Origin of the sequence: Roseobacter sp. GAI101, from assembly GCF_000156335.1 — a bacterium.
Classification (GTDB): Bacteria; Pseudomonadota; Alphaproteobacteria; order Rhodobacterales; family Rhodobacteraceae; genus Sulfitobacter.
In genome coordinates this window covers 3,715,326-3,729,038 of sequence record NZ_DS999213.1, presented here as the reverse complement: position 1 = coordinate 3,729,038, position 13,713 = coordinate 3,715,326, and the positions used below count along the sequence as shown (strand labels likewise).

The 13,713-nt window shown below is 59.8% G+C and carries 11 protein-coding genes; all 11 read right to left on the bottom strand.

Annotation, left to right across the window (positions count from 1 at the left end):
• Positions 1 to 143: 143 nt before the first annotated feature.
• On the bottom strand, positions 144 to 3,812 hold the full coding sequence (gene putA, locus RGAI101_RS17660; RefSeq protein WP_008225794.1) for a bifunctional proline dehydrogenase/L-glutamate gamma-semialdehyde dehydrogenase PutA: 3,669 nt from the start codon (positions 3,810 to 3,812) through the stop codon (positions 144 to 146).
• Positions 3,813 to 4,302: 490 nt separating this feature from the next.
• A complete protein-coding gene (locus RGAI101_RS17655; RefSeq protein WP_008225786.1) occupies positions 4,303 to 5,076 on the bottom strand; it encodes a hydroxypyruvate isomerase family protein in 774 nt (257 codons plus the stop codon).
• On the bottom strand, positions 5,076 to 5,723 hold the full coding sequence (gene otnC / locus RGAI101_RS17650) for a 3-oxo-tetronate 4-phosphate decarboxylase (protein WP_008225731.1): 648 nt from the start codon (positions 5,721 to 5,723) through the stop codon (positions 5,076 to 5,078). The genes RGAI101_RS17655 and otnC overlap by 1 nt, the downstream gene beginning before the upstream one ends.
• Positions 5,723 to 6,958, bottom strand: a complete 1,236-nt coding sequence (otnK, locus tag RGAI101_RS17645) for a 3-oxo-tetronate kinase (RefSeq protein WP_008226237.1) — start codon at positions 6,956 to 6,958, stop codon at positions 5,723 to 5,725. The genes otnC and otnK overlap by 1 nt, the downstream gene beginning before the upstream one ends.
• The gene (gene ltnD, locus RGAI101_RS17640) at positions 6,958 to 7,842 is read right to left on the bottom strand and encodes an L-threonate dehydrogenase (protein WP_008227305.1); all 885 of its coding nucleotides are present in this window, start codon (positions 7,840 to 7,842) and stop codon (positions 6,958 to 6,960) included. Before ltnD ends, otnK begins: the two co-directional genes overlap by 1 nt.
• 3 nt (positions 7,843 to 7,845) lie before the next feature.
• On the bottom strand, positions 7,846 to 9,126 hold the full coding sequence (locus RGAI101_RS17635) for a TRAP transporter large permease (protein ID WP_008228985.1): 1,281 nt from the start codon (positions 9,124 to 9,126) through the stop codon (positions 7,846 to 7,848).
• Positions 9,123 to 9,629: a TRAP transporter small permease gene (locus RGAI101_RS17630; protein WP_008228607.1), complete on the bottom strand. Its 507-nt coding sequence runs from the start codon at positions 9,627 to 9,629 to the stop codon at positions 9,123 to 9,125. Before RGAI101_RS17630 ends, RGAI101_RS17635 begins: the two co-directional genes overlap by 4 nt.
• 84 nt (positions 9,630 to 9,713) lie before the next feature.
• Positions 9,714 to 10,685 carry a TRAP transporter substrate-binding protein gene (locus RGAI101_RS17625; RefSeq protein WP_008228878.1) on the bottom strand — a complete coding sequence of 324 codons (972 nt, stop codon included), beginning with the start codon at positions 10,683 to 10,685 and terminating at the stop codon, positions 9,714 to 9,716.
• 75 nt (positions 10,686 to 10,760) lie between these two features.
• Entirely contained in the window at positions 10,761 to 11,747 is a 987-nt protein-coding gene (gene denD, locus RGAI101_RS17620; RefSeq protein ID WP_008226334.1) for a D-erythronate dehydrogenase, read from the bottom strand.
• Entirely contained in the window at positions 11,744 to 12,496 is a 753-nt protein-coding gene (locus RGAI101_RS17615) for a FadR/GntR family transcriptional regulator (RefSeq protein ID WP_008228416.1), read from the bottom strand. Before RGAI101_RS17615 ends, denD begins: the two co-directional genes overlap by 4 nt.
• Before the next feature lie 267 nt (positions 12,497 to 12,763).
• Complete coding sequence (locus RGAI101_RS17610) at positions 12,764 to 13,702, bottom strand: EamA family transporter (RefSeq protein ID WP_008229233.1); 939 nt, start codon at positions 13,700 to 13,702, stop codon at positions 12,764 to 12,766.
• Between the last annotated feature and the right edge of the window lie 11 nt (positions 13,703 to 13,713).

The following is a 13,713-nucleotide window of genomic DNA, read 5'->3' as shown; positions in this document are numbered from 1 at the left end:
CATTTCAATCCCCCAGGACCATTTGGTCGCAAGGTTTGCGATGGTCTAGGCGGTCAGCTTGGGCTGGGCAGAAAGGCCGTTTTTCAGATCCTTGTGCCGGTGGCCAAGAATTTGGAGGTCAAGGGTGATGACAAGCCGCCGGATCAGGAGGTTGTCGCCAACAAGCTGGCGTTGCCGCCCGCAGCGGTCGTATCGATGCACAAATGACGCTCGAGAATATAACGCTCGGGCGCGATTGCTTCGGTCACCAGCGGCAGAATGGCACCGTCGCGTTCTGACAGGGCAATGCGCAGATCGCGGGTCCAGTCGGATGCGCCAGCGGCGGACACCACGGCAAAGCCTTCAAGGTCAACCAATACCGCCGGATCAAGTGTGCCGTCCAACGCCACCACAGGGGCCCCTGCCGCCGTTAAGGCGCTTGCCATTGACGTCGATGCCCCCGGCACGACGATGACCGCGCCACAGCCTGCACCAAGCGCCTGAATGGCCTGTGCGACGGCAACTTCGGGCGATGGCCCCAGACACAGGACCGTGCCTCGCGGGAACATCCGCAAACGGTTGCTTTCCCCTGTCGGACCCGGCAACGTTTGCGGTGTGGTATCAAACGCGGCGGTTTCGGCCAACGCCTTGCGCACGATCCCCGTCCGGCCCGTCAAGGCCGCCCGCAGCACCGACACCCGGTCAGGCCGCGCAGCCCAGTTGCGCGCGTCTATCTGTTCCAACGCTGCTGAGACGGCGTCGCGTTCAACATCAATGCCTTTCGGGGCAACGGCGGCGTCCGGTTTTCCGACCCGCCGGAACCGTGCCAGATAGTGCGGCCCGCCTGCTTTGGGTCCGGTTCCTGACAGCCCTTCGCCACCAAACGGCTGGCTGCCGACGATGGCCCCGATCTGGTTACGGTTCACATAGGCGTTGCCGACCTGAATGCGGTCCACGATCTGTTGCACGCGGTCATCGATACGGGTGTGCAGACCGAAGGTCAGGCCATATCCGCGGTCGTTGATCTCGTCCACGACCTTGTCGATGTTGCGTGCCCTGAAGGTCGCGACATGCAGCACCGGGCCGAAGATTTCGCGTTCCATGTCCGCAATGCCGTTGACCTGAACAACCGCTGGCGTCGCATACGTGCCTTGTGTCGGGACATCGAGCTGCTTGAGCAAGGTACCTGCTTTTTCATGTTCGGCGACATAGTCCATGATGCCGGCCTGTGCTTCGGCGTCGATCACCGGTGACACATCCACATCCGTTGCCCACGGGTCACCGATCACCAGCGCATCCATCGCACCATACAGCATTTCTGTCAGGCGGTCCTTGGCCTCTTCCTGCACATACAGCATCCGCAAGGCCGAACACCGTTGGCCCGCCGATTGGAAGGACGATAACAGAATATCACGCACGGCCTGTTCGGTCAGCGCGGTTGAATCGACGATCATCGCATTCAGACCACCGGTTTCGGCGATCAGCACCGCGTCAGCCCCCGCGTTCTTGGCCAAAGCCTTGTGAATGATCTGCGCCACCTCGGTTGATCCGGTAAAGCAGACACCGGCAATGCGCGGATCACTGGTCAGCGGGCCGCCGACCGTCGGGCCATCGCCCGGAAGCAATTGCAGCGCCGCCTCTGGCAAACCAGCCGCACGCATCAGTTCGACGGCGCGGGCAGCGATGATCGGCGTTTGTTCAGCCGGTTTCGCAAGCACCGCATTCCCGACGGCCAATGCCGCCGCCACCTGCCCCGAGAAGATCGCCAAGGGGAAGTTCCAAGGGCTGATGCAGACGAAAACACCGCGCGGGCGGCCCGGCTCCTCTTCTTCCAGACGCTCGGCCTCGTTGGCGTAATAGCGCAGGAAATCGACCGCTTCGCGGACTTCCGCGATGCCGTCCAGCAGGGTCTTGCCAGCTTCACGCGTGGTGATTGCTGTCAGTTCCGCCGTGTTCTCTTCGTAAAGATCGGCGATCTTGCGCAAGATTTCGGCGCGGTCGGCGACCGGCGTTTCCGACCAGCTTTCAAAGCCGGCCTGCGCTGCAGTGATAGCGGCCTCGACGTCTTCGGGGGTTGCATCATAAACGGTCCCCACGACGCGCGTGCCATCCGCGGGGGACAGCGCATCGCGTCCCACGCGTGTCACATCATCGCGCCCCACGACCATTGGTCCGCCGTTCCATTTCGCCTCTGCGAACTCCTCGCGCGCCGCCAGCAATGGCAGGATCGACGCGGGTTCATTGACGCGGAACCCCTTGGAGTTCTTGCGCGCAGGCCGGAACAGATCATGCGGTTGCGCGATCGTCGTGTTCGCGACCTGGGTCCCCAAATCCTTGACCGCCTCAACCGGATCCTTCGAAATTGCAGCCGAGGGGATCGACGTATCGACAATCTGGTTCACGAAGGAAGAATTCGCCCCGTTTTCAAGCAGACGCCGCACCAGATAGGCCAGCAGATCGCGGTGAGCACCGACGGGCGCGTAGATCCGGCACCGCGTCCCTTCCGATGCTTTGACGATCCCGTGCAGGGATTCACCCATGCCGTGCAAACGCTGGAATTCAAAGCTGTTCTTGTCATTGCCGGCCATCGCAACAACCGCCGCACAGGTATGCGCGTTGTGGGTCGCAAATTGCGGATAAATCCGGTCGCGCCGGTCCATCAGCATTTGGGCACAGGCCATATAGCTAAGATCGGTGTTGATCTTGCGCGTGAAAACCGGAAAGCGTTCAACACCCAATTCCTGCGCGATCTTGATCTCGGTATCCCAATAGGCCCCCTTGACCAGCCGCACCATGATCTTGCGGTCATAGCGTTCGGCCATGTCGTAGAGCGTTTCGATCACCGGGGCCGCGCGGCGGCCATAGGCCTGAACGACGACACCAAAACCCTCCCAGCCTTCAAGGTCGGGATCGGACAGCATCGCCTCGATCACGTCGAGCGACAGATCAAGCCGGTCCTGTTCCTCGGCGTCGATGTTAAAGCCGATGTTGGCTTTTGCCGCCTGCTTGGCCAGTTCCAAGGCACGGGGCACCAGTTCAGCCATGACCGTGGATTTGTGCGTATATTCATAACGCGGGTGCAGCGCCGACAGCTTGACGGAAATACCGGGGCTTGATCGCACGTCCCCTTTGGCGGCCTTTGCAATCGCCGTGATCGCATCGGCATAGGCCTGCTGGTAGCGTCGTGCATCCGCATCGGTACGGGCCGCTTCGCCGAGCATGTCATAGGAAAAGGTGTACCCTTCGGCTTCTTCGTCGCGCGCGTTTTTCAGGCCTTCCTGAATGGTCTGGCCCAACACGAACTGCCGCCCCAGAATTTTCATGGACTGCGCGACAGCTGTCCGGACAACAGGTTCGCCGATCCGTTTCACCAAGCTGCGCAAGATACGCGCAGGGCCCTTGGGATCATCATCCAGAACCCGGCCTGTCAGCATCAGCGCCCAGGTCGATGCGTTCACCAGCGACGATGACGAATGCCCAAGGTGCGCGCCCCAGTTCGACGGGGCAATCTTGTCTTCGATCAGATCGTCGATCGTCTCGGCATCCGGCACGCGCAACAACGCCTCGGCCAGACACATCAGGCCCACGCCCTCTTCGGTCGACAGGCCATATTCGGCCAAAAATGCCTCCATCATGGAAGGCGATGTTTCCTTGCGCACGCGGTCGACATAAAGCGCCCCCGCAGCAGCGACCTTTTGTCGGTCCGCATCGTTCAACTTGATGTGTTCCTGCAGCGCTTCGACCACATCAGCCTCGTCGGCAGTGTATCTTTCACGCACATTTGCGCGGTATTTATTATCAATTTTTGTATCGGCGATCGCTTGTTTGTTCATTTTACCAGTCCCGATCCATTACATATAACGAAAAACGCTATAAGGCGCGGTACGGATGGTCAAGCAGACTTCCAAATGCCGATTTTCTTGTTTAATTTCAGAAGGTAACAGGCAAAGCGCCTCTAGGGGCCAGCCTTTCTTGGGCTTGCAGCAGAGGCGCATTGACCCAAGTCCCGCGCTGTCAGCATAGACAGGCCCGGTTTTGACCCTTGGTCGCCTGCAAACGCGGTCCGTTGCGCGTCCGGCCATCTGCCAAGGATCACATTTACGACCCGTTTCGGTCACCCGTGCCATGATCCAAGAAGGCCGGGGCCTTTAAGCATGCGCTTCGCATTTAAAGCTGCCACACAAATCAGAGATTGGCTTCTGGAACTCGCTCAATTCGGATCATTCGAATGACGCGACGAAACAGATGACCAACTCCTCCACCTCTAGCAGAATTATTCATGGCATTATCGTAGTGGTTTACCACCTCTGGCAGGGCACACCCCTACTGAGCAAGCCTCATCCGGGCCATCCAGCCCAGACCCGCTTCGGTTCCAGCTCGGGGGCGATATTCTGCGCCAATATGACCTTGATATCCAAGTGCTGTAAGATGCGGCAACAGCCAGCCGTAATCAACCTCGCCACAGTCGGGTTCACCACGGTCCGGCACTGCGGCAATCTGGATATGGCCTATTTTGGGCAACAGATGTTCTAACGTATTTGCCAGATCACCCTGCATGATTTGCATATGATAACAGTCGAACATGATTTTCAGTTCGGGACGGGCCAGATCATTTACAATGCGTTCCGCATGGGCCGTGCCAGACAGATGATAACCCGCCACATCACGGGTGTTTATCGGTTCGATCAAGACGGAAAGGCCATGCGCGGCGGCCAGATCACAGGCATGATTCAGGTTGGCGCGAAAACACTCCTCAGCGGCAGGCCCGCCATCCGTGCGCCCCGCCATCACATGCACCGCCTCAACGCCAGCCGCTGCGGCGTAATCAACTGCGCGGGCAATCTCGGCGCGCGCTTCGTCCACACGGTCCGGCAGTGCCGCAAGGCCAAAATCCCCGGCGGCGCGGTCCCCCGGCCATGTGTTCATGCCCAGCATCCGAAGACCGGTTTGCGCCAAGGCATCCTTCATCTCGGGCGGGGGGGTATCATAGGGAAAGTGACATTCGACCGCATCAAATCCCCCTGATTTGGCCGCACGAATAGCATCAGGCAGCGACAAATCAGTGAACAAAAAGCCCAAATTAGCCGAGAATTTCATCAATCATCCCACTCTATATCGAATTTGGTGACAAGCGCCTGCACCTGATCATCAGACAGCCCGCGCGCATTCATGCCGCGCAGCATCATCGCCAGCCTTGCAGTATCCTCAAGCTCTTCAACGGCATTGCAGGCCGCTTCTATATCCTTGCCCGCAACAACCGGCCCGTGATTGGCCAGCATGACCGCGCTGCGTTTACCGGCAAGGCCGCGCACCGCGTCGCCCATCGCCGGATCACCGGGCATGAAAAAGGGCAACAGCTTGACGCGGCCAAGCTTCATGATTCCGTAGGGTGTCAAAGGCGGCAGGAAATTATCAGGGTCGGTATCCGGCAACATCGACAGGGCAACCGAATGACAGCTGTGCAAATGCACAACCGCGCCAGCGCTGCTGCGCGTTTCATAGAATGCCTGATGCAAAGGCATTTCCTTGGTCGGTTGATCGCCCCCGATCAGAGTGCCGCTGGCGTCGAAATGCGACAGGCGTCCGGGATCAAGTCGCCCGAAACTGGTACCGGTGGGTGATACAAGTAACCCGCCATCATCCGTACGCGCCGAGATATTGCCCGTGCTGCCGCCTGTCAGCCCCCGATCAAACATGGATTTCGCCAACAGGCATATCTGTTCGCGCAGGGCCGTATCGCGCATCACCCCTGCCCCAACATTTTCGCTGCTTTTTCGAAATAATCGACGGTACCGAAATTACCGGATTTCAGCGCAATGACCAACGTATCGTCTGCCCGCAAGCACGGCACGCCGGGGTCAATCTCGGGCCCGATTTGCAATGTGCGGATGTCGAGCGCTTCAACGACAGCGCCTGATGTTTCTCCGCCTGCGGTCAGGATGCGCGCAACGCCCAGGTCGACCAGACAAGACGCCGTTTTGCCAAAGAAACGTTCCAGCGGCTCTGCGGCAGTATCTGCACCGAACCGCGCCTGGACAGCTGCAACTTCGTCGGGATCGGCAGAACTGTAAACAAGGGGCAGACCATCAGTTTCAGCAAGCCATTTCGCAACAGTTTCAGGCGTTTGCGCGCCACTGATCACGTCGGCGGGGTCAACTTTCAGGCTCGGATGTCGCGCCACGTGGTACGCGATCTGGCCGCGGGTCGCGGTTGAACAGGAGCCGGACAAAATTGCCGCCTTACCGTTTTGCCCCTGCCACGGCACTTGCGCCGGCGAGATACCGAAATTAGCCGGCAGACCCAGTGCCACGCCAGACCCTCCGGTGATCAATGGCAGACCTTTTGCCGCCGCACCGATCTGCATCAGGTCGCAATCGCGAAGAGCATCGACAACGATCATCCGGTGACCCGCCGCATGCTCGGCCTCCAACTTGGCAGTGATCGCGTTGGCCCCTTCAAAAACCGCGTCCGCAGGCACATGCCCGACCGAATGCACGCTTTGCGCGGCCATCAGGCGGCGCAGGTTTGCGTCTTTCATCGGGGTCAGGGGATGGTTCTCCATCCCGCTTTCGTTCAGCAGCATATCTTTGACAAAAAGATAGCCCTGATAGACCGACCGACCGGCCCCCGGAAACGCAGGGCACACGATGACTTTATGCGCATCAAGCGCGGCGGCCAGCGCATCTGCAACCGGCCCGATATTGCCCTGTGCCGTGCTGTCGAAGGTCGAGCAGTATTTGAAGAATATCTGCTCGCACCCTTGGGCTTGCAACCACTTCAAAGCCTCCAGCGACTGTTCTATCGCCGCCTCCGGCGCAATCGAGCGGGACTTGAGCGCGACAACACCGGCCTGCACATCCGTCGCCGCATCGCCTGTCGGCACGCCGCTGTATTGGACTGTCCGCATGCCAGCTTTCGCCAAGGTGTTGGCCAGGTCGCTTGATCCTGTGAAATCATCCCCGATACAGCCCAGCAACATCAGCTATCTCCCGGTAGGGTTACGCCGCCCTGACGGGCGAAATATTTTGCAATGGCGGCATCATCTTCATCGCCCAGACCTGCGTCTGACGCGGCACGAAACTGTGCCAGCGCGTTGGACGAAATCGGCACCGGCAGACCGGAAGTAGCGGCGATATCACCCACGATACCAAGATCCTTAAGCCAGATATCCACCTTTGAACGGGGCGTATAATCCCCTTCGACCACATGGGGACCACGGTTCTCGAACATCCATGATGTGCCCGCAGAAACAGAGACAACATCAACCACCTGCGCAGGGGTCAGCCCCTGGGACGCGCCAAAGGCAAGCGCCTCTCCCATGGCTGCGATATGCACGCCCGCCAACAACTGGTTCACTGCCTTCATGGCAGAGCCTGCGCCCGCGTGATCGCCAAGGCGGTGAACGGTTTCCGCCATCGCATCCAGCAGGGGATCGGCAGCCGCAAAAGCGTCTGCGCTGCCCGATGCCATGATTGACAACTGGCCCGCAGCGGCCTTGATCGCACCGCCTGAAATCGGAGCATCAAGATAGCTAAATCCCCGCGCCGTGGCCTCTGCCTCCATCTCAGCTGCAAAAGCGGGCGCGACTGTGGCACAGGAAATGATCACCCCGCCTGGGCGCAACCGTGCCGCAGCGCCATGCTCACCAAACAGCGCCGCACGGGTTTGATCGGCGTTCAGTACCGCGCTGACCACGGCATCCGCCTGTGGCACACCCTCACCAAAACCGCTGCCGCCTTGCGCACACAGAAGATCAACACGCGCCGCGTCAGGGTCAAACCCGCGCACTTGATGACCGGCCTCCAGCAGGCTTTTCGCCATACCGAGGCCCATCGACCCCAAACCTAAAAAATCAACAAGCATCGGTTATCCTCCAAAGACCCATTCAACAGGCCACAATGTAATCGCAGGCACGTAGGTGATGATCATGAGCGCTGCAAAAACCGTAAGCACAAACCAGACCAGCTGCGGAATGATCTTTTCGACACGCAGGTTGGCGACCGCACAGGCCGCAAACAGGTTCACCCCGAGCGGTGGCGTGATCATCCCCAACGCCAGATTGACCACGATGATCAGACCGAAGTGGACGGGATCAACGCCATAGCTGAGTGCGATGGGCGTGAGGATCGGGGCGAGCACCAGAATGGCTGCTGACGTCTCAATGAACATGCCGACAATCAGCAGCAGAATGTTCACGGCCAGCAGAAATGCGATACGGCTTTCAAAGATGTCCTTGAACCATGCTGCAATCTCGTTCGGTAGCCCCGAGCGGGTGATGAGGAACGAAAAGAGCGAGGCCGCAGAGATGATGATCATAATCGCGGAGGTCGCGATCACGGTCTTCTTCAAAATCTCCGGCAGGTCGCCAAACTTCAGCTCTTTGTACAGGCCCATACCGACGATCAATGCCGCAAAAACAGCCGCAGCACTTGCTTCGGTCGGGGTGAAAATGCCCGAATAGATACCGCCAAGGATCACCACCGGCACCAGCAGCGCAGGCAACGCGGCCTTGAACGCCACGCCCGGGCTGGAGCGGCCTACGCCATCTTCTTTGCCGATACCGCGCATCCGGCAGATCACCAGCACCAGCGCCATAAGAGAGCCTGCAACAACGAGACCGGGCCCGAGACCTGCGACAAACAGCTTGCCGACGGAGGTATCGGTGGACACACCGTAAAGAATCAGCGGGATGGACGGCGGGATCAGCACACCCAATTCGGCGGAAGATGCCTGAATTGAAGCGGCCAGTGGCTTGGGGTAGTTATGCTTGACCATCGCGGGGATCAAAATGGCCCCGATGGCGAATGTGGTCGCCACGGAAGAGCCGGAGACAGATGCGAACAGCATGCATGTCAGAACGCAGGTGCAGGCCAGACCGCCTTGCACACCACCCACCAACGACTTCGCCAGTTCAACCAGACGTTGCGAGATACCGCCCGCAGACATCAGATTGCCCGCCAGAATAAATAGCGGGATCGCCATCAGCGGAAAGCTGTCAATGCCTGTAAACATACGCTGGGCAACCAGCAGCAGGGGCAGCCGGCCTTGCGCCTCAATCCCGATGATCGAGGCCAGACCGATGGACACCGCAATGGGCACACCGAGAACAAAAAGGATAGCGAGCGAAAGGCCAAGTGCGCTGTTCATAGTGCTGCCTCCGCATCGCGTGCGGCCAGCCAGTCACCCTGCACTGCACGGATCATGGAGGCGATGATGGCGATCAAGATAAACGCCGAGCCGACGGGCAGCGCCGCATAGACCCATGCAATTGAAATTTCGAGGGCAGCAAGGCTCTGGGCCATGACGCGCAGGGTCATCAGATAGCCCTGCCACATCAGGACGGCAAAAAAGATAAGAGACCCCAAATTGGCAAACAAAAACAGACCCAAGCCCAGACGGGGAGGCAGAACGTTCTGTATTACATCGACAGAGATCATAGCACCGTGGCGGAAGGCGACAGCCACACCCAGAAACACCGACCAGATCATCGCGGAGCGCGTGATCACCTCGGACCAGGTTGACGGCGCACCAAAGGCAAAGCGGGTGATCACCTGAAACAGCGCCAGTCCGGCGGCGATAACCAGAAAGGCGATCGACAGCCGTAAGGCCAAGCCGGTGGTGAAGTCTTCGAGACGTAAGAAATAACGCATGGCAGGGGCCTTAATGGGTCAGAGGAAAGACGTCGGAGGAAAAGGGTCAGGCGCGGAACGGGTCCGCGCCTGACGTGTTCGGGCTTACTCGACCGCTTGGATACGCTCGACGAGCTCAGGTCCATACTGGTCGGTGTAAATTTTGTAGGCAGGTGCCGCCAGCTCTGCAAATGGTGCTTTGTCGATGTCGGTGATGACTTCCATGCCGTTCTCGCGCAGCAGGGCAACGCCGGAATCTTCCAGACGGTTCACTTCGGCGCGTGTTGCCGCGGCAGACGCTTTGGCTGCCTCGTAGAACCAGCCCTTCTGCTCGTCGGTCAGGCCGTCAATCAGAACGGGCGAGGCCAGCACGGCAACGGGCGAATAGACGTGGCCGGTCAGCGAAACGTGGCCCTGTACTTCCCAGAACTTCGACGCGGTGATCACGGTCACAGGGTTTTCCTGACCGTCAACAACACCCTGCTGCAACGCTGTGAACAGTTCGGGGAATGCCATTGGCGTTGGTGCGGCACCCATCTGGGAGAAGGCTTCCATGTGGACCTTGTTTTCCATGGTCCGCAGCTTGAGACCTTCCAGATCCGCTGGCGTGCGCACGGGGCGCTGCGAGTTGGTCACATGGCGGAAGCCGTTTTCGGACCATGCCAGACCAACCAGGTTGTTCTCGTCGATTTTGGCCAGCAGTTCCTGACCGATTTCGCCGTCCAATACCGCACGTGCGTGGTCATAGTCACGGAACAGGAATGGCAGATCCAGCGCGTAGACTTCAGGAACAAAGTTACCCAGTGGGCCGGTGGAGGTGATGACCACGTCCAGCGAGCCGATCTGCAGGCCCTCAATCATGTCACGCTCGCCGCCCAACTGGCCTGCGGGTGCCTGCGTGCCGGTGTACTCGCCGCCCGACAGCTCTTCGAGCTTGGCGATGAAGGCATCGGCACCAAGGCCGTAGTGCGATGTCGGCGACAGGGCGTGGCCGATAACGATGGACTGCTGGGCGAAGGCGGATGTGCCTGCGATCAGGGCAAAGGTGCTCGCAACTGCGAAAAGTGTATGTTTCATTTGGTTTCCTCCCAAAGGTTTTCAGTTCTGGTCGTTTAAATCTGTGCCGAAGCACAGAAGGATGGGTGCCTGTTCTCAGGTACCTGCCTGGGCCGTTTGGCCCATTTCGTCTTCCAGATAAACCGCGATGATTTCCTGAAAGGATGTCTCGGCAACAAAGCCCGCAGCGATCGCGCGAGCTGTGTCAAAGTTGCGCGGCCAGCCGGCGACGATACTGGCAACTGCCGGATCGGGCACGCGTTTGATCAGGGCGACAGCGGAATCACCTGCGACAGCGCGCAATGCCTCGATCTGGTCAGCTACGGTGGCGGTTACACCCGGCATCGTCATACAGCGCTGCGCCCCAAGCGGGGCGGTGTCCATCGTCGCTGCATGTTCGATATACCCGACAGCAGCACGCGGGCTGGCAAACCAGTGGCGCACATCATCTTCTACAGGCAGGATCGCCTCCTGCCCGTTCAGCGGTTCACGCAGAATGCCCGAGAAAAAGCCCGATGCCGCCTTGTTCGGCTTGCCAGGGCGGATACAGATTGTCGGGAACCGGATACCGACACCGTCCAGAATGCCGCGGCGGGAATAGTCGTTCAGCATCATCTCGCCCATGGCCTTTTGCGTGCCATAACTGGTGAGCGGGGTCAGGTGATAATCATCGGGGATTTTTACCGGAAACGGCGCACCGAATACCGCAAGCGATGACGCATAGATCACGCGCGGGCAATAGTCGTCATGCGCCGCAATCGCGTCCAGCAAGGCCCGCGTGCCGTCCAGATTGACACGGTAGCCCTTTTCCATATCCGCCTCGGCTTCGCCCGAGACGATGGCCGCCAAATGCACAATCACATCAGGGCGATCCGCAATCAGGCGCGCGGCGGTGCCGGTTTCTGTCAGATCGGCTGCATAGGCGTCACATGCCCCTTTGAAGCCTGCCGGGCTGTCAGGTGTCACCACATCGACCAAAGTCATCGCGTCCACAGCACGGTCGTTGATCTGTCCGGATGCGGCAACGCGCTCTACCAGTTTGCGGCCGATCATTCCTGCCGCGCCGATGATTGTAAGTCTCATGATGTTGCCTTTTTTGTTGATGTCGCCAAAAGCGCACGCGTACTGTCGTAAATCCGCCGCTCATGAGCGCCGAGCGCCTGTACCAATGCGTCTGCGTCCTGTGCTTCCAGCGCCGCCAAAATCACCCTGTGGTCTGCAATGCTTCTTTCAATCGCACCAGCGACACTGACCGCCCGGCGGCGGTGATCCAGCTGGTAAGAATAAAGCGTGGCCGCCAGATCGGACAGGACCGCATTGCCGCAAGACTGGTACACGGCCGTATGAAATGCCCGATCGGCAATCAGAAATCTGACGGGATCACCAGTAGCGGCCTCTTGTGTTTTGATCAGTTCTTTCAGGTGGCGGAGTGTTGGCGCGTCAATTCGCCGGGCCGCCAGAACGGCAAGCCGTTCCTCGACCATCAGCCGGCCTTCGTGCACGTCATCCAACCCATAGTCTGTCACCCGCCCGTTAGACAAAGCGGACATCCCGATGTCACCCACATCGACCGATACGACCTTGGTCCGCGCACCCTGAACAGTCGCGACAATACCCTTTGTCGATAGAATAAGCAGCGCACCGCGGATGGTTTCACGACTTACGCCCATCGTAGACGCCAGCTCTCGCTCGCTTGGCAGGGCATCCCCCACATTCAGCACGCCAGAGGCGATAAGCGTGGCAAACCGTTCTGCCACCTCGTCCTTGATAGAGCGATGGGCAACCTTCTCGAGCGGAGAGGTCTGCGCAGTCAAAAAAGCTGAATCGTCCATATCTCCCCTCCCAGTAAGATATTTCACGCCTCGGATTGGCCAACTGGTCTGATTACTAGACCACCAAACCAATGCCTGTCAACTTGCTGTCCGTGGCAATCAGCGGATTGCCTTTCGAATGTCAGTCAAAACTGATCTGGGATTGCAGGATGGTTTTGCTAAGGTCGCCGCCGCCGGGGGAGTCGTCAACGAATCAAAGCTGCTTGCGGTGGTCGGCCTTGAACCTCACGATCCATGGAACCCGAAGGCGATGATCCCGGCTGACCTCTATCGCACCATGCTGGAACGGCTTGCCGCGCGGGTCGACCCGACAGATTTACCGGTGCGCGTGGGGGCTGTTCGAAAAGCCTCGTCCGCACGCGGGCGGTTGGCGCGCTGACCGGCCCAGACCGATACGAGGACAACTGCCGCGCCAAGAAACTGCAGCGGCGACAGGGACTGGTCAAGCCAGAGCCAGCCAAGTGCCACCGCAGTCACCGGGCTCATCATCCCGAGCATGGAGACCGCCCCGGGATCGAGCCTGGCAACGCCTCTGAACCAGATGGCGTAGGTCGCGGCGGCCCCGACAAGACCAAGCCAGGTGAGGCCGGCAAGGTTCGTGGCAGAAAGCGACGGCAGCTGTGGCTCCATGATCAGGGCGAGCGGCAAGAGGATCAGCCCGCCCGCCGTCAACTGCCATGCGGTGAAGCTGAGCGCCGAGACCGGCGGCTGCCATTTCCGGCTGAGCACCGTACCCGCCGCCATGGAGGCAGCGCCCCCCAGACCTGCAGCAACCCCAATGGGATCGAGCCGGGCTTGCGGGCTGATAAGCAGAAGTGCCACGCCCAAAACGCCAGCTGCCGCTGCGGCAACGGCACCCGCACGGATCGGCGTACCGAGCCAACCGCGCGCCATGACGATAACCATCATGGCCTGAAGCGCCCCGAGCGTCGCCGCCACCCCGCCGGGCAGACGGTAGGCAGCCACAAAGAGCAGCACCCAGAAGAGCGCGAAATTCAAGCCTCCAAGCACAAAGGTCCGGCCGAGCCACGCGCGCGGTGGCACGCAGCGTGTCAACGCGAGTAACAGCAGACCTGCCGGCAAAGCACGCAGCGCCGCGAGCGTCACAGGATATCCAGAGGGCAGCGCCTCAGTTGTGACCAGATAGGTGCTGCCCCAGATCGCAGGGGCGAGCGCAGTGAGAAGGATGTCGGTGCTACGGGACATGGTCTGTCTCC